The 16,504-nt window shown below is 71.4% G+C and carries 14 protein-coding genes and 1 pseudogene; 7 read left to right on the top strand and 8 right to left on the bottom strand.

Annotated elements, in window-relative coordinates; all coding sequences use genetic code 11:
- Nucleotides 1–5 precede the first annotated feature (5 nt).
- The 4 genes from F9C11_RS23950 to F9C11_RS23965 all read left to right on the top strand — a co-directional run bounded on the left by F9C11_RS23950 (nt 6) and on the right by F9C11_RS23965 (nt 3,599).
- Nucleotides 6–1,442: a CHAD domain-containing protein gene (locus F9C11_RS23950; protein WP_409179600.1), complete on the top strand. Its 1,437-nt coding sequence runs from the start codon at nt 6–8 to the stop codon at nt 1,440–1,442.
- A gap of 188 nt (nt 1,443–1,630) precedes the next feature.
- The gene (locus tag F9C11_RS23955) at nt 1,631–2,149 is read left to right on the top strand and encodes a hypothetical protein (RefSeq protein ID WP_409179601.1); all 519 of its coding nucleotides are present in this window, start codon (nt 1,631–1,633) and stop codon (nt 2,147–2,149) included.
- A complete protein-coding gene (locus tag F9C11_RS23960) occupies nt 2,146–2,580 on the top strand; it encodes a DUF6292 family protein (RefSeq protein ID WP_409179602.1) in 435 nt (144 codons plus the stop codon). The genes F9C11_RS23955 and F9C11_RS23960 overlap by 4 nt, the downstream gene beginning before the upstream one ends.
- Before the next feature lie 215 nt (nt 2,581–2,795).
- Nucleotides 2,796–3,599 carry a SigB/SigF/SigG family RNA polymerase sigma factor gene (locus F9C11_RS23965; protein WP_409179603.1) on the top strand — a complete coding sequence of 268 codons (804 nt, stop codon included), beginning with the start codon at nt 2,796–2,798 and terminating at the stop codon, nt 3,597–3,599.
- Here the strand turns inward: F9C11_RS23965 and F9C11_RS23970 are convergent.
- Together F9C11_RS23970 and F9C11_RS23975 are read right to left on the bottom strand one after the other, a co-directional pair.
- Nucleotides 3,589–3,675, bottom strand: a pseudogene (locus F9C11_RS23970) (helix-turn-helix domain-containing protein); the annotation flags it as partial. The gene F9C11_RS23965 and the pseudogene F9C11_RS23970 overlap by 11 nt on opposite strands.
- Before the next feature lie 76 nt (nt 3,676–3,751).
- A complete protein-coding gene (locus tag F9C11_RS23975; RefSeq protein WP_409179604.1) occupies nt 3,752–4,531 on the bottom strand; it encodes a helix-turn-helix domain-containing protein in 780 nt (259 codons plus the stop codon).
- Between the two features lie 59 nt (nt 4,532–4,590).
- On the opposite strand from F9C11_RS23975, the gene F9C11_RS23980 reads away from it, so the two are divergent.
- Nucleotides 4,591–5,478 (top strand): alpha/beta fold hydrolase, encoded by an 888-nt coding sequence (locus tag F9C11_RS23980; protein WP_409179606.1) that lies wholly within the window; start codon nt 4,591–4,593, stop codon nt 5,476–5,478.
- Here the strand turns inward: F9C11_RS23980 and F9C11_RS23985 are convergent.
- Together F9C11_RS23985 and F9C11_RS23990 are read right to left on the bottom strand one after the other, a co-directional pair.
- Complete coding sequence (locus F9C11_RS23985; RefSeq protein ID WP_409179607.1) at nt 5,471–6,805, bottom strand: MFS transporter; 1,335 nt, start codon at nt 6,803–6,805, stop codon at nt 5,471–5,473. The two genes, F9C11_RS23980 and F9C11_RS23985, sit on opposite strands and share 8 nt — an antisense overlap.
- A gap of 16 nt (nt 6,806–6,821) precedes the next feature.
- Complete coding sequence (locus F9C11_RS23990; protein ID WP_409179608.1) at nt 6,822–8,096, bottom strand: hydroxyacid-oxoacid transhydrogenase; 1,275 nt, start codon at nt 8,094–8,096, stop codon at nt 6,822–6,824.
- 120 nt (nt 8,097–8,216) lie between these two features.
- Here F9C11_RS23990 and F9C11_RS23995 point away from each other — a divergent pair, with 120 nt between their 5' ends.
- Nucleotides 8,217–11,081 carry an FAD-binding and (Fe-S)-binding domain-containing protein gene (locus F9C11_RS23995; protein WP_409179609.1) on the top strand — a complete coding sequence of 955 codons (2,865 nt, stop codon included), beginning with the start codon at nt 8,217–8,219 and terminating at the stop codon, nt 11,079–11,081.
- On the opposite strand, the gene F9C11_RS24000 is transcribed toward F9C11_RS23995, so the two are convergent.
- Complete coding sequence (locus F9C11_RS24000) at nt 11,068–11,859, bottom strand: IclR family transcriptional regulator (protein WP_409179610.1); 792 nt, start codon at nt 11,857–11,859, stop codon at nt 11,068–11,070. The genes F9C11_RS23995 and F9C11_RS24000 overlap by 14 nt on opposite strands.
- A gap of 95 nt (nt 11,860–11,954) precedes the next feature.
- A complete protein-coding gene (locus tag F9C11_RS24005) occupies nt 11,955–12,887 on the bottom strand; it encodes a zinc-binding dehydrogenase (RefSeq protein WP_409179611.1) in 933 nt (310 codons plus the stop codon).
- A 90-nt stretch (nt 12,888–12,977) separates the two neighbouring features.
- Between F9C11_RS24005 and F9C11_RS24010 the strand changes: the two genes are divergently transcribed.
- Nucleotides 12,978–13,568, top strand: coding sequence for a TetR/AcrR family transcriptional regulator (locus F9C11_RS24010; protein ID WP_409179612.1), 591 nt, complete (start codon nt 12,978–12,980; stop codon nt 13,566–13,568).
- Nucleotides 13,569–13,832: 264 nt separating this feature from the next.
- Here the strand turns inward: F9C11_RS24010 and F9C11_RS24015 are convergent, their stop codons facing one another.
- A complete protein-coding gene (locus F9C11_RS24015) occupies nt 13,833–14,339 on the bottom strand; it encodes a GNAT family N-acetyltransferase (RefSeq protein ID WP_409179613.1) in 507 nt (168 codons plus the stop codon).
- A gap of 386 nt (nt 14,340–14,725) precedes the next feature.
- The gene (locus F9C11_RS24020) at nt 14,726–15,823 is read right to left on the bottom strand and encodes an AI-2E family transporter (RefSeq protein ID WP_409179614.1); all 1,098 of its coding nucleotides are present in this window, start codon (nt 15,821–15,823) and stop codon (nt 14,726–14,728) included.
- Nucleotides 15,824–16,504: the final 681 nt, after the last annotated feature.

Genomic DNA, 16,504 nt, shown 5'->3' on the forward strand with positions numbered 1-16,504 from the left:
GGCGAATGAAGAGCGCGGAGTCCGGACGGAAGTACGAGCTGAGCCTGAAAGCGCGGGTGCCGCGGCTGGCGGGCAAGGGGATCGCGCAGGAGGCTCCCGCCGAGCGGACGCTGGAGACTGTTTATTACGACACCAAGGGTTTCCGGTTGACCAGAGCCGGGATCACGCTGCGAAGAAGCAGCGATTCCGGGTGGCGCCTGAGTTTCCCGTCCGGCCAGGAGCTGCGGTTTCCGCTCGGCGAGGGCCCCGCTTCGTTCGCTCCGCTGGTGCGCGCCTACACGCTGGACCGGAAGCTGCGCCCGATCGCGCAGGTGCGGACGGACCGTTTCACGCATCGCTGGTCCGACGAGTCCGGCCGGACGGTGGCGACGCTGGCGGACGACCATGTCACCGGGGAATTCCTGGGGGGACAAGCACTTCGGCTGGACCGCTGGCGCGAGCTGGACGTCGAACTCGCGCCGGATTCCTCGCCCGGGCTTCTGGACCGCCTTGATCGCACCTTGCGGAAGCGCGGTGCCGAGAACGCCTGGTGGCCGTCGAAACTGCAACGGCTGCTCGGAGACGAGACCGAGGGCGCGCGCGGCCGGGACGAGGTTCTGCCCGCGTATTTGAGCGAGCAATTCGAGCGGTTGCGCCGGGCTGACCTCGGTTTCCGGCTGGGGGAAGAAGATTCGGTGCACCAGTTGCGGGTGGCGGCGCGAAAGCTGCGCAGCGCGCTCCAGACGTTCAACTCCTTGGCAGGAAAGAAGAAAGCCACCGCGCTCGCAGCGGAACTGAAGTGGCTGGGCGGCGAACTCGCTCCGGCACGGGACGCCGAAGTCAGCCAAGCTCGCCTCGAAGCTTGTCTCGACGAGGTTCCGTCGGAGCTGGTTTTCGGGCCGCTGCGCCAATACCTCACGCGGGACTTCGCCCGCACTTCCCAAAACGGGCTGGCTCGCGCGACCGAAGCGTTGTCCAGCACCCGGTATGCGACTTTGCTGAAGTCGATCGCCACGCTGCTCGACACGATGCCTCCGGTGCGCAAGAAGGCCTTGCGGAAGCCGTTGCGCAAGACGGCGCGCAAGCTTTACCGGGCCGCCGCGGCGACGGAAGGGCTCAGCGGCGCCGAGTTGGAGCAGGCGTTGCACAATGTGCGGAAGAAGGCCAAGCGAGCCCGTTACGCGGCCGACGCGGTCCGTCCGGTGTTCGGCAAGAAGCTGCGCACCTGGCGCAAAAATGTCAAGGCAGTGCAGCAGACCCTGGGCAAACATCAGGACACGGTGGTCGACCGTGCGGCGTTGCGGCACTTCGCGATCGACGGCTTCGGCGAGAACCAGAACACTTTCACCTTCGGGCTCCTCTACGGCCGTGACGAAGCCGCGGCGAAGATGCTGCGGGACAGGTTCGCCGGCGAATGGCGCACGCTGCGCAAGGGCGCTTGCCCGTCCTGGCTCGCGGCCTGACCGCCGGTTGTCCATTGTGGACAGCAGAAACGCCGGCGGTGTCTCGGCACCACCGGCGTCCCCACGGCAACGAAAGTCTCAAGGCGGAACGGGTTCCGCGCCGCGTTCTTGCTACCCCGTCCGGGGAAGGTCCAAACCTCTCCCGGACGAGGTTTGCCGAGCGGCCGGATCGGGGAACCCGACGCGAAATGGGATCACAACTGACCGCGACCTGGGTGTCGGCGATCGGGAGCGCGGGATCGCTGCTGGGGTTCGCCTCGTACGTGTGGATCATGCTGCTCAACCGGAAGGACCAGGCGGAAGTCCGCCAGGAGCAGCAAGCGCAGTCGGTCGCCGCGTGGCTCGACGAGGGCGCCCGGCACGACCGCGACGAGGATTACGTGGTGTGCGCGCACAACAGCGGCGACGCGCCGGTGTTCGACTGCTCGCTGGAAGTCGAGCGGCCGGACGAGGACGAACCGCATTGCGTCCGGTTCGCGATCATCCCGCCCGCGTCGACCGCAGTGCGCGCGCTGCCCTTCGGCGAGGACGCGCTGCCCTTGGACGACTTGTACTCGGCAGCCGCGGTTCCCGCTCTGTCCTTCACCGATTCCCGCGGCGGCCACTGGACGCGCGACACGTCCGGTGTGCTCAGCCGCACCGATCACCGTTCGCTGCGCGGCCGTTGGCGGCCCAGCACCGATTCTTCTGGAGAAAGGCACTCGTGACCACAACCCCCCACCTCTCGCCCAGCAATCCGCAGGCTGTCCTCGTCGCGCTGTACGGCTACCTCGACGAGGTCGCGCGCGCACTCGGGGTCGGCCCGGAATCCCGCACTGTCGACCAGGATTCGCCGCTCTCGGCCTACCTCGCCCTCGACGACCGGCTCCCGGGTTACCCCGGCCGGGACGTCGCGCTGCTGTGGGACGAGGTCCACGGCTGGTCGGCCGCGGTGGAAACCCATTCCGGCGAGGACCTGATCGTCATCCGGTATCTCGGCGGCGACAGCGTCGCGCCGCCGCCCGCGCGGCTGGTCCGGTTCCTCACCGCCTTGCGTGAGGACGATCACCGCATCGGGCAGCTGACGCCGCCGACCCTGCGTTCAGTGGGCAGTCCTGCGGAAATCGCCACTCTGCTGCGCTTGCGCGCCGCGGCTTGAGCCCCCATTCGGGTGGGCGGCTGATTGATCTCGCGCCCGGGCGGGTACCACCCGGCCATGACGCTCCGGCTTCCGAACGACCGGGCGAGCGCGCCGATCCGCCGCCCGCTCGCCTTGCGGTGCCGTGCACTGTCCACTAAGGATGGTTAGCGTCGGCGAGGCGCACCAGGGCACCACCCCGAGTCACGTTCCCTTCGGCTGTCAGGAGGACCTGCATGACCGCGGCGACCATGACCCGCACCCGGCGCAGCGACGACTACCGGCACTGCGCGGTGCTGTTCGAGGAAATCAGCCACCTCGCCGAGGACACCGACGAGCACTCCCGGCTGCGGCGCCGTCTCATCGAGGAGCACCTCCCGCTGGCCGAGCACATCGCGCGCCGCTTCGCCCGGCGCGGCCAGCCGTCCGAGGACCTGCTGCAAGTGGCGCGGATCGGCTTGATCAACGCCGTCGACCGCTACGACCCGGCGCGGCAGACGGATTTCGTGGCCTTCGCCGTCCCGACGGTGATGGGCGAGGTCCGCCGGTACTTCCGCGATCACACCTGGTCGGTCCGGGTCCCGCGCCGGCTCAAGGAACTCCACCTGCGGATCGGCCAGGCCGCCACCGAACTGGGCCAGCGCCTGGGCCGCGCGCCCACCGCGCGCGAACTCGCCGACCACCTGGACCTCGACCTCGACGAGGTCGCCGAAGCCCTGCACGCAGGCAACGCCTACCAAGCCTCCTCGATCGACCACCCGGCCCACGACGACACGGGCTCGACCGCACTGGCCGACACGCTCGGCGACGAGGACCCGGAAATCGAAAAGCTCGAAGACCGGGAAACGCTGAAACCGCTCCTGCGCGCCTTGCCGGAACGGGAACGCGCGATTCTCGTCATGCGGTTTTTCTCGAACATGACGCAGAGCCAGATCGCGGAACGGGTCGGCCTGTCGCAGATGCAGGTGTCGCGATTGCTGGCCCGGACGCTGAGCACGCTGCGGGAACAGCTCACCGAGGCGTCCAGCGCTAGCCGGTGAGGTATTCGGTGGGTGTGCATCCGGTGAGGCTGCGGAAATCGCGGTTGAGGTGGGATTGGTCGGCGTATCCGCAGTGGACCGCTGACTCTGCTTATGATCGCGCGGCCGGGATACGGCGCGGTGTCGGCCGTCAGATGCTGCCGCGGCCAGCGCTAGCCGGTGACGTATTCGGTGGGCGTGCACCCGGTGAGGCTGCGGAAATCGCGGTTGAGGTGGGATTGGTCGGCGTATCCGCAGCGGACCGCTAACTCCGCCCACGAGCGCGCGGCCGGGAGCCGGGACACCGCGCGGTGCAGGCGGGCGATCCGTCCGACCGTCCGGGGCGAAAGGCCGATCTCCTCCCGGAAGCGGGCCGTCAGATGCTGCCGGGTCCAGCCGACTTCGGCGGCTGCCGCGTCGACCCGGATCGCCGAGGACGTCAGCCGGTGCCACGCGGCGTGTACGGGGCGCGCCAGGGCCGGGCCGGAGCGGATGCGGGGGAGCAGGAAGGCGTCGAGCAGGGCGAACCGCGCGGGCCAGTCGGGGGCGGAGGCCAGCTGCTCGGCGAGCAGGTCGGCGTCGCGGCCGAGGAGGTCGGTCGCGGAGACGCTCGCGTTCGCCAGCAGGCGCAGCGGCAGGCCGAACAACGCGTGCGCGGCGGGCGGGGTCAGCGCGATCGTGATTCCCCGCGCGGGTCCGGCCTGCGACACGAGCAGCGGCCGGTCCCGCAGCCCCAAGACCGGCGACCGGGGCACCGACCGGAGGGGAGCCTCGAAGTCGAGGATCAGGGTGAGCGCGCCCAACGGCGTTACCCGCCAAGGCATTTCGGCGGAGTCCGGGAACTCGTGGCCCGCGTAGTCCAAGACGCCGGGGACTCGCGAACCCCCGAAGAAGTGCCGTCCCCGGGAGGCCGTGATTTCCCGGCGCGGGACGACGAGCGACCACTCTGTCATGCCGCCATCTTACTTTCGTCCAAGACCGGCCGGAGGCGCGCGGAATAGCGTTCCGGTCCATGAAGAAGATCGGCCAGTTCAAGAACCCCGAGGCACGGCAACGCTATTTCGCCGTCTACGAGCAGGCGCTGCGGGAATGCCCGCGGCCGGACGAGGTTTTCGACGTTCCCTGCCGGCACGGGACCACGCGCGTCTACCGTTTCGGCGAAGGCGGCCGCCCGATCGTGCTCCTGCCGGGCCTGATGGCCGCCTCGGTCTGCTACGCGCCGCTCCTCCCGGGGCTCAGCGGTCCCGTCTACGCCGTCGACACCCTCGGCGAGGCCGGACGCAGCGTGCAGACCAGGCCGTTCGCCGACGTCCGCGACCGTGCGCTCGGGCTCGACGACGTCCTGGCCGGGCTCGGGCTCGGCGACGTCTGCCTCGTCGGCGGCTCGACCGGCGGTTGGCACGCGGTCAACCAGGCGATCCACGCCCCGGACCGGCTCGCCGCGCTGTGCCTGCTCGACCCGACGACGGTCGGCGCGAAGTTCTCCGCCGCCGCGCAACGCCGCGCTCTCGCGGCGATCGTGCTGAACCGCGACCGCGACTGGCGGCGTTTCGTGGCCTGGTCCGCGGGCGAGGACATCTTCGACCAGCCCGCCGCGCAGGTGGTCGTCGCCGGGATCCGGGCTTACCGGGCCAGGATCCCGTTCCAGACCTGCCCGCCCGACGAAGCCCTGCGCGGAATCCGGACGCCGCTGCGGGCGTTGTTCGGCGGGCGCAGCGTCGTCCACGATCCCGTTGCCGCGGCGGCGAATCTCCGCCGGCTCGTCCCGCACGCGGAGGTGGAGATCCTGCCCGAGGCGGGGCATTGCCTGTACCTCAGACAGGCCGACCGGGAACGGGTTCTCGAGGCGATCGGCGTTCCGGGCGGCGGCCGGCCGCCCGGAACGCCGTCGCTCAGGTGAGCCGGGGAACCTCCTTGACCGGCGCGGGAGCCAGTTCGTCGTCCTCGAACAGGTCGCTCTGCCGGATCGCCAGCGTGCAGACGACGCTGACCGCGGTCGTCGCGGCGAGGTAGACCAGGATGCCGGTCGTCCCGGTCTTCCCGGCGAGGTAGGCGAGGATCAGCGGGGTCAGTCCCGAAGCCACGACGCCGGAAAGCTGGTACACGACGGAAATCCCCGTGCACCGCCGCGAAATCGGGAACAGTTCGGCGTAGAACGCCGCCTGCGGGCCGTACATCACCGGGTAGCTGATGCCCAGGACCGCGACCAGGGCGAGCGTGATCAGCACCGGATTGCCGCTGTGCAGCGCGGCCAGTGCGGGGATCGCCAGCACCAGCGTCGTCACGGCTCCGGTCGTGAAGGTTCTGCGGCGTCCGAGCCGGTCGGAGACCTTGCCGAACACCGGGATGAACACGACCATCACCGCGGCCGCGATCATCACGCCGACCAGCAGCGGCTGCCGGTCCAGTTTCAGGGTTCCGCTGCCGTAGGAGATCACGAAGACCGCCCACGCGTTGAAGGCCACGCCCTCGGTGAACCGGCTGCCCATGCCGAGCAGCAGGTGCCGCCGGGACAGCCGGTCGCGGACCAGTTCGACCGCGGGGACGGTGGCCGTGCCCTCCTCGGCGGCCATGGTGCGGAAGGCCGGGGTTTCCATCACCTTGACCCGGATCAGCAGCCCCGCCACCACCAGCACCGCCGACAGCAGGAAGCCGATGCGCCAGCCCCACAACAGGAACGCCTCGTCGCTGGTGACCGCGTTCAGCAGCGCCAGCACGCCGGTGCCCAGCGTGAGCCCGATGGCCAGGCCGATCTGCGGGAAACTGCCGTAGAGACCGCGTTTCCCGGCCGGGGCGTATTCGGTGGCCATCAGCACCGCGCCGCCCCATTCGCCGCCGACCGCGACGCCCTGGGCCAGGCGGAGGACCACCAGGATGATCGGCGCGGCCGGCCCGATCATCCGGTAGTCGGGCAGCAGCCCGATGAGACAGGTCGCGGTGCCCATGATGAGCATGGTCGCGACGAGGATCTTCTTGCGCCCGACCCGGTCGCCGAGGTGGCCGAAGACGAATCCGCCGATCGGGCGGGCGAGGAAGCCGAGCGCGAAGGTCGCGAAGGCCAGCACGGTGCCGACCAGGGGATCGGAGCCGGGGAAATACAGCTTGTTGAAGACGAGTCCCGCGGCGGTGCCGTACAGGAAGAAGTCGTACCACTCGACGGTCGTGCCGAACACGCTGGACGCGACTACGAGGCGGACGTCGGTGCTTTTCTCCGGAGTTGTCGCCATTGATAACTCCCGGTGGTCACAGCGAGCGGCGGAAGATGTCTTCGAGCGCGGTCCGGGTGACCGGACGGGGCACGACAGCCAGCTGGCGGGTCTGCTTGAGGGTGCCGTCGACGAGGGTGTCGATGTCCTCCTCGCCGTAACCGAACGCGTGCAGTCCCTTCGGCATCTGGATGTCGGCCATCAGCTCGGCGAGCACGTGGGGGAGGGCGTCGGCGCCGTCGGTGGCGGTGAAGGTCTGGCCGCCGGAAAGCAGATGCGCGGCGTGCAGATGCCGTTCCGGCGCCGCGGGGTAGGTCCAGCGGAACACCTCGGCGGCGGTCGCGGACACGGCCTGGCCGTGCGGGACCATCGGCATTTCCGGGTAGCCCTCGGCGCGGTACTGCTTCACCGCCCCGGCGATCGGGTAGGCGTTGGCGTGCGGCAGGTGGGTGCCGGCGTTGCCGAACCCGGTTCCGGCGTAGGTGGACGCGAGCGCCATCTGGGTGCGCGCGGTCAGGTCGCGTCCATTGAGGACAGCGGCGCGCAAATGCTTGCCCACCAAGGTAAGCGCCATTTCGCACCAGACGTCGCTGATCGGGTTGGAGCCGCAGAACGCCGGTCGTTTCATCGGGTCTTCCGGCGCGGGCTTCGCGTCGAACGCGACGCTGGTGTAGCTCTCCAGCGCGTGCGACAGCACGTCCATGCCGCTGGCCGCGGTCACCGCCGGGGGCAGGCTGATCGTGGTGCGCGGGTCGACGACCGCCAGCGACGGGCGCAGCGACGGATGGCTCACCCCGGCCTTGAGGTGCAGGCCGAGCAGGTCGACGACGCAGATCGTGGTCGACTCGGACCCGGTGCCCGCGGTGGTCGGGACCGCGATCAGCGGCTTCAGCTGCAGCCACGGGGCTTTGCCCGCGCCGATCGGCGGGGTCACGAAGTCGAGCAGCTCGCCGGGGTGCGTGGTCAGCAGGTTGACGGCCTTGGCGGTGTCGATCGCCGAGCCGCCGCCGATGGCGACGAAGCAGTCCCAGTCCTCCTGGCGGGCGTAGGCGACCGCCTCGTCGATGCTGGCGTCGGTCGGTTCGACGCCGACGCCGTCGAAGATCTCGCTTTTCACCCCGGCCGCGCGGATCGAGTCGAGCGCCCGGTCCGGGATCCCGGTGCCGCGGACGCCCGGGTCGGTGAGGATCAGGCACGACCTGGCCTGCCGGGCGGCCACCTCCGCGCCCAGCTCGTCGAGCGCGCCGGCGCCGAACTTCAGCGGGGGCGCGGCCCAGGTGAAGACGCTTTCGTTGCGGGGCAAGTCGGTCAAGGAGACCACTCCTCACGTCGATGTTGACAACATGTGGAAGCTATATCCACTATGTGGTGAGCCTTCACGGTAGCCCGGCGACCGCGGCGCTGTGAACCCCCGATTTCCCAGGAGACGCCCATGCCGGCCCGAGCCCGTTCGCATTCGGCACTGCAGGAAGCACTCGCGCGGGCGGTGTCCGGCGAAGTCGCCGGCGACCCGGCCACGCTCGCCACCCACTCCACGGACGCGTCGAACTACCGGCATGTCCCGCTGCTCGTGGTCCGGCCGCGCAGCGCGGACGACGTGGTGGCCGCCCTGAAGGTGTGCGCCGAGCACGGCGTGCCGGTCCTCCCGCGCGGGGCGGCGACCAGCATCGGCGGGCAGGCCGCGAACCGCGCGGTGATCCTGGACTTCACCCGGCATCTCAACCGCGTGCTGGACCTCGACCCCGCCGCCCGCACCGCGCGCGTCGAACCCGGCCTCGTGCTCGACCGGCTGCGCGAACGGGCCGCCGGGCACGGGCTCACCTTCGGCCCGGACCCGTCGACGCACAGCCGGTGCACGATCGGCGGCATGATCGGCAACAACGCCTGCGGGTCGCATTCGGTGGCCTGGGGCAAGACGGTCGACAACGTCCGCGCGCTGGAAATCGCCCTCCTCGACGGGACCCGGCTCGAGGTCGGCCCGACCTCCCCGGCCGAACTGGAAGAACTCTGCGCTCGCGAGGATTCGGTCGGCGCGCTGTACCGCCGCTTGCGAGACCTGCGCGACGAATACTTGGCCGACATCCGGCTCGGCTATCCGAAACTGCCGCGGCGAGTCTCCGGGTACAACCTGGAATACCTGTTGCCGGAGAACGGTTTCGACGTCGCCAAGGCTTTGGTCGGCTCCGAGGGCACCTGCGCGACCATGCTCAGCGCGGTCGTCGACCTGGCCCCGATCCCGGCGACGCGCGCTCTCGCCGTGCTGGGCTTCGAAAACAGCATCGCCGCCGCCGACGCGGTCCCGTCGCTGCTCGACCTTCCGGTGCTGACCATGGAAGGCATCGAAGCCGGTCTCGTCGCCGCTCTCGATGCCCGGAAACCCGGCGACCGCAGCACTTTGCCGGAGGGAACGGCCTGGCTGTACCTGGAAACCGGCGGCGCCGACGCGGCCGAGGCGGTGGCGGTCGCGCGCCAGGTCGCCGCTCGCGCGCCGCAGGTCGGCGCTTCCGCGCTGGTGGTGGAAGATCCGGTGGCGCAACGGAAACTCTGGCGGATCCGGGAGGAAGGCGCGGGCCTGGCGACCCGGCTGGCCGACGGCTCCGAAGCGTGGTCGGGCTGGGAAGACTCCGCGGTCCCGCCGGACCGGCTAGGCGCGTACCTGCGCGAATTCGACCTGCTGCTGGACAAGCACGGCCGCAAAGGCGTGGTCTACGGCCACTTCGGCGACGGCTGCCTGCACGTGCGGATCGATTTCCCGATGGCCGCGCCGGAAGCGAAGCAAGCGTACCGGTCGTTCATGGTCGAGGCGGCGGAACTCGTGGTCTCCCATGGCGGTTCGCTCTCCGGCGAACACGGCGACGGCCAGGCCCGGGCCGAACTCCTGCCGCTGATGTTCCCGCCGCGGCTGATGCGGGCCTTCGCCGGCTTCAAAGCAGCCTTCGACCCGTCGAACGGCATGAACCCCGGCCGGGTCGTCGATCCCGCCCCGCTCGACGCCGATTTGCGCACGGTCGTCGCCCCGCCGATCCTGCCGACCCGCGCCCGGCTCGCGCTGCACGCCGACGACGGCGACCTGGCCGCGGCCTCCCGCCGATGCGTCGGCGTGGGCAAATGCGTCTCGGCGTCCGGCGGGATGATGTGCCCGAGCTACCGCGCCACCGGCAAGGAGGAACACTCGACCCGCGGCCGGGCGCGGCTGCTGTTCGAAATGCTCGCCGGAGACGTCATCGAGGACGGCTGGCGTTCCCCGGAAGTCCGCGACGCGCTCGACCTCTGCCTCGGCTGCAAGGCGTGCAAATCCGATTGCCCGGTCGGCGTCGACATGGCCTCGTATCGGACCGAATTCCTCAGCCGCCACTACGAACGCCGGATCCGGCCGATGTCGCACTACACGATGGGCGCGCTGCCGCGCTGGCTCCGGCTGGGCGCGCCGTTCGCCCGCGCGATCAACGCCGTGGCGTCCGGCCCGCTCCGGCCCGCCCTGAACCGCCTCGGCGGGATCGCCGCCGAACGCGAACTGCCGCGGCTGGCTTCGCCGACTTTCGCTGCGTGGTTCCGCCGCCGGGAACGGGTGCCGTCGGGGTCGAAGGTCGTGCTGTGGCCGGACACCTTCACGAATTTCTTCGACCCGCAAGTCGGCCGCGACGCGGTGGCGGTGCTGGAAGCGCTCGGCCACGAGGTGGTCCTTCCGGAGCGGACTGTCTGTTGTGGACTGACCTGGCACAGCACCGGCCAGCTCGGCGCGGCCCGCCGGGTCCTGCGCCGGTCGCTCGATGCGCTGGATCCGTGGCTGCGGCAGGGAATCCCGGTGATCGGGCTGGAGCCGAGCTGCACCGCCACCCTGCGCTCGGACGGTTCCGAGCTGCTGCCGGACGATCCGCGGACCGCCGTGCTGAAGCGCAGCGTGCGGACGTTCGCCGAACATGTGGGGGAGAGGGAACTGCCCGCGGTGGAGAAGTCCTCGGCCCCGGTGCTCACGCAGGTGCACTGTCACCAGCACGCGGACCTCGGCTACGACGCCGATTCGCGGCTGCTCAGCCGGTTGTCCGAGCACACGCAGGTGCTGCGCGAGGGCTGCTGCGGCCTGGCGGGGAATTTCGGTTTCCAGCGGGGCCATTACGACGTTTCCGTCGCTGTCGCGGAGCACCAGCTGATGCCCGCGTTGCGCGCGGCCCCGGAGAGCACGGTGGTGCACGCGGACGGTTTCAGCTGCCGCACCCAGATTCGGCAGCTGTCGGAGCGCCGTCCGGTGCATCTCGCGTCGCTGACGGCGCGGGCGCTGGGGCTCAGTAGCGAGTGAGCCGGTCCGGCGGCAGGAACGGCGCGATCTCCTTGGCCGCCTCGATCGCGAGCGCGCCCAGCTCCGGAACCCGATCCTCCGGCAGCCGCACCGTCGGCACCTGGATCACCACCGCCGCCCGGGCCAAGCCCCGTTCGTCCAGCACCCCCGCGCCGACGCAGCGGACTCCGGCGACGTTTTCCTCGTTGTCGATGCTGTACCCGCGGTCGCGGGTCTCGGCGAGTTCGAGGGCGAGGGCGTCCCGGGTGGCGAGGGTGTGCGGCGTCAGCGCGGGCAACTGCTCCGGGAGGCTCGCCAGGTAGGACTCCGCGTCGAGGGAATTGGCGAGCATCGCCTTGCCGGAAGCCGTGGCGTACAAGGGGAAACGCGCGCCCGGGTGCTGCTCGAAACGCAACGGCAGCGTCGACTGCGCGCGCAGCAGCACCACCGATTCGTTGCCCTCGCGGATCGTGATGTTGACCGATTCCCCGGTGTCCGCGTTGATCCGCTGGATGACCGGCAGCGCGAGCTGGAGCCCGTGCACGCGCTGGGCGGCCTGGCCGAGCAGGATCGCGCCGGGACCGAGGTGATAGCTGTCGGTGCGGGGGTTGTGCGCGACGAGCCCGTCGGCGCTCAGCGCGCCCACGACCCGGTGCGTGGTGCCCGGCGTGAGGTCCAGTTTGCGGGCGATCGCGGACAGCGTGAGTTCCCCGTCCTCGTCCATCAGGAGCCGCAGGATGCCGAGCGCTCGGCGGATGGCCTGGGTTCCGGCGGGTGGCTGTGCTCCGGTCTGGTTCACCTGGGTTCCGTGGTTCTCGCGCTGTCGGTTCAGGCCAGGTTAACGCCGTCCGCCGGGGCGCACCCGGTCCGGGGCGCCGCGGCGGGCGCGCCGGCTCAGCCGATCTCCAGCACCGCCTTGCCGTGCAGCCGCCGGTCGAGCAGCGCCCGCACCGCCTCGGCGTGCCTTTCCCACGATCCGCGCCAGCTGATGCCCGGGTCGAGGCGCCCGGCGGCGGTCTCGGCGGCCAGCCAGGTCAGGTCGGCGGAGAAGTCGGCGGCGGGGTCGGCCAGCAGGAAGAACGTCCGGATCGACCGGTCGTGGCGCCCCTCGGTGCCCAGGAAAGCCTCCGGCGGCAGCACGGCGTCCGCCTCCGCCGACCGGCCCACGGCGATCAGCGTGCCGCCCGCCTCCAGCTTGGCGAAGGCGGCCACGAGGTGCGGCCCGCCGACGTTGTCCAGCACGCCGAACACCGGCCGGTCGACGTCCGCGATCGAGGTGCGCACCTGGTGCGCGCCCAGAGCCCGCAGGCCGTCCTCCTGACCGGGATCCCGGCTGATCGCGACCACCTCCGCTCCCGCCCGCGCGGCGAGCTGCACCGCGTACCGCCCGACCCCGCCGGACGCGCCGGTGACCAGCACCCGCCGCCCGAGGACCTGGCCCATCCGGCGCAGCACGTGCAAGGCGCTCAGCGCGGCGACCGGGATCGTGCTGATCGCGCCCAGGTCCGCACCGTCGGGGACGGTGCCGAGCAAGTTCGTCGGCACCGCGCGCAATTCGGCCCAGCCCGCCGTGCCCACCGAGACCACCGGCGTCCCGGCCGCGGGACCGGAGCCGTCGGCCGCGGCCTGGACGACGACGCCCGCCGCGTCCCAGCCGATCACGGCGCCGTCCGGAACGGACGGATCGGTCGCGCCTTCGACCTCGCCGAAGTTGAGCGAGGCCGCGGCGACGCGGATCAGCGCCTCGCCGGGCGCGGGGACCGGGTCGGCGACCTCGGCCAGGGACAGATGTGCCGTCGCGGAATGGTCGACGACGAGTGCGCGCACGGGAACCCCCTAGGGTCAATGTGCCACAGTGTGGCATTTGCTCCTGTATAGCATATGCGCCACCGCCGCGTCCTCGGTAGACTGCGGCCGATGACCGCCTCCGGACCGCCCACGCTGCGCGAGCGCAAGAAGCAGCGCACCCGCCAGGCGCTGGTGGAAACCGCCGTCGCGCTCTTCAGCGAACGCGGTTTCGACGCCACGCCGCTCGACGCGCTGCTGGACGAGGTCGAGGTCTCGCGCCGGACGTTCTTCCGCACCTTCCGCTCGAAGGAAGACGTCGCGCTCGCCGCGGTCAAGGAACTCTGGAGCGCCTACCTCGACGTCCTGGACGAGACCGCCAAATCCGGGCCGCTGGCCGACGTCTTCCGCGACGCGATGCTGGCCACCCTCGACCGGATGGACGAGAACTGGCACCAGCGTTTCCCCGCGACGCTCCGGCTGATCGACCAGTCCCCGGCGCTGAACGGGCACACCTTGGCGCACTGCGCGGAAACCGAGGCGGAAATCGTGCGCCGGCTCGGCGATTCCAGCCTGGAACTGCGTCTGCTGGTCGAATTCTGCGTCGCGGCCTGGCGGTGCGCGCTGGACGAATGGCTGCCCGACTGCGCGCCGGGCGAACTCCCCGGCCACGTGCGGCGCGCTTTCGCCGCGATGGACGGCAGTCTGCGGCTGCGGGGGTGACCGCCCCGGCGCGGCGTTGCGGAGAGCCCGGCGGATCGTGTTGTCGCGCTTGAATTCCCGCAGCACGGGTGGGTCGACCTATGAGCGGCTGTGATCAGCACCCGCCGTCCGAGGACCCGGCTCATGCGCGCCGTGTCCCAGCCGATCCCGGTGCCGTCCGGCGCGGATGGATCGGCGGTGCCTTTGACCTCGCCGAAGCTGAGCGAGGATGCGGCGACCCGGAGCAGAGCCTCGCCGGGTGCGGGAACCGGCTCGGCGCGCACCTCAAGCGGTCGGCGCGGTCCCTTGCGGAGGCGGGTTCCGCCAGGCCCGGAACGGGATGCCCAGAGCGGAGAACACGCCGAGCATCGTCGAATCCTCGGTGCCGGTGCCGGCGACGAATATCCGCACGCCTTCGTGTTCGGCGGAAAAGATGAGTTGTGCCAGCAGCAGCGTGGCGACGCCGAGGGCCGGGGCGCGGCGGTCGACGATCAGGGAGACCTCCGCCTCGGCCGGGTCGTCGACGATCTCGTACTGTGCGACGCCGACCAGCCGGGCGTTCCGGAAACACCCGACCGAGGTCGGGCCGACGCCGGAGCGGGCGGACAACCGCTTCGCGAGCCCGGCCAGCCCCGTGTCGCCCAGCCCGAAGAACCGGAGTCCGCGGTCGCGGCCGGACAGCCGGGTCCGCAGCGACTGGACCTCCGTGATGTCGCCCGGCTCCAGCCCGCGGACCCACACGATCTCTCCGTCGGCGAGGAGGGCTTTCACCGGCGGGGTGGTCGCGGTCACGGCGGGCCGGGCCGGGGCGCGCGACCGGTTCCGCGAGATCCGGCGGCGGAGTCGCCGGTGCCCGTCGTCTCGCGGCGGGACGGCGATCGGTTCCCGCTGCCGGACGCGCCCCGTCCGTCCCCGGCGGCAGCGCGATCCGCGCCGGCGCGCGTTCCGGTTCGCCGCGCCGGACTGTCCTTTTCGGACAGCGGACGTGTCGTTCCGGGCCGGTTGCCCGCCGCGGGAGACGCGCCGGGGCGCGGGCGGGCGAAGGACGTGCTGGTTCTGGCGCGCGGTTCCGGCGTCATGCCGTTGTCCCGTCCCGATCGCGGGGGACCGATACGAAGGGAGCCGAGGACGGCGCCCGCTCTGCTGCCGGCGCGCGAGATGCTCTCGGCACCCTGATTCTACACCCGCGGCGGTTCGTTTTCCTCGGAAGCGGCGTCGTCCGGCGGGACGGCGGCGAGGCTTCGCACGCCCGAGCTGAAGACGGCGAGCAGCGGCACGGCGAGCAGGGCGCCCACGATCCCGGCGGAGACCAGTCCGACGGCGAGGGCGAGAACGACGGCCAGCGGATGCAGCCGGACCGCCCGCCCGAGCAGAAGCGGTTGCAGGACATGGCTTTCGACCTGCATGACGCCGACCACGACGGCGAGCACGACGACGGCCGCCAGCCAGCCGTCGGCCGCCAGCGCGACGAGGACGGCGACCGCGCCGGCGAGCACCGAGCCGATCACGGGGACGAACGCGCCGAGGAAAACGAGCGTGCTCAGCGGAGCTGCCAGCGGAACCCCGACGATCACCAGCCCCAGCCCGATGCCGGCGGCGTCGGCGAACGCGACGGCGGCGGTGCCCCGGATGTAGTGCGCCAGGGTGGTGAATCCGCTGCGCCCGGCGGTGTCGACGCGGTCGCGCAGGCGCGCGGGCGCCGCCCGCAGCACGAACGCCCAGATCGTGTTCCCCTGGGCGAGGAAGAAGATCAGGCAGAACACCGTGAGCAGGAACTCGGCGAGCAGTTCCCCGACGGTGACCGCGGTGGTGAGGGCGCCCGAGGCGATCGCCGATTTGTTCCGGCCGAGCATCGAGGTCAGGTTGCCGAGCATTTCGTCGAGCTGGCCCTGGCTCAGCCGGAGCGGACCGGTCCGCAGCCACGTGTGCAGCTCGGTCAGGCTCGCGGAGACCTGGTCGAGCAGCGCGGGCATCCCCGCGCTCACGGTGCCGACCACGAACGTGACCACGCCGCCGGCCAGCGCGATCCCGGCGACCAGCACGATCGCGGTCGCCAGCCCGCGCGGCACCTTTTTGCGCGCCAGCCAGGAAACGGCGGGCGCGAACAGCCCGGCCAGCAGCAGCGCCACCGCGACCGGGACGAGCACCGAAGCCAGCCTGGCGGCCACGAACCCGACTGCCGTGAGCGCCGCAGCCACGACCAGCAGGCGCCACGACAGCGCGGCCGCGACGCGGAGCCCGGGCGGCACGGAAGAAGAGGGCGTGTCGTCCCGCACCAGGATCAGCGCACCGCTGCGCGGGCGCGGACCGGGCCGGGATTTCCGAAGCACAAGAAGACGGGGGCGGGCGGCCGGGGTTCGCGCTCCGGCAGGTTCGCCAAGGCCCAGAAGCCCGCGGAACGGACGCCGACCGGGCGGCGGATCCAGTCCGCCCGCCAAGTGGCGTGGCGCTGCGAGGGAACCCGCGCGAGCCCGGTCCAGGACGGTGCGGCGGGGTCGGCCCGGAAAGAACGCGGCCTGTCCCCGGACGGTGCTCGGCGCCAGCCGGACACAGGGCATCGCGGGGCGAGTGCGGGGGCGGAGGAGCTCGGTGCTGGGGCGGGCGGGGAAGTCTGGAGGGGCTTCGGCTTTCGCGGGGCGAGAGCGCGGGCGGACGAGCTTGGTGTTGGGGCGGGGAGGGAAGTCCGGAGGGGCTTCGGCTGTCGCGTGGCGAGTGCGGGGGCGGACGAGCCTGGTGTTGGGGCGGGGAGGGAAGTCCGGAGGGGCTTCGGCTGTCGCGTGGCGAGTGCGGGGGTGGGCGAGCCTGGTGTTGGGGCGGAGAGGGAAGTCTGATGGGGCTTCGGCTGTCGCGTGGCGAGTGCGGGGGCGGACGAGCCTGGTGCTGGGGCGGGCAGGGAAGTCCGGAGGGGCTTCGGCCTTCGCGGCAAGCCCGGGGCGGTTTTCGCGGGGTTCATGAAG

It is taken from the genome of Amycolatopsis sp. VS8301801F10 (assembly GCF_046195355.1).
Classification (GTDB): Bacteria; Actinomycetota; Actinomycetes; order Mycobacteriales; family Pseudonocardiaceae; genus Amycolatopsis.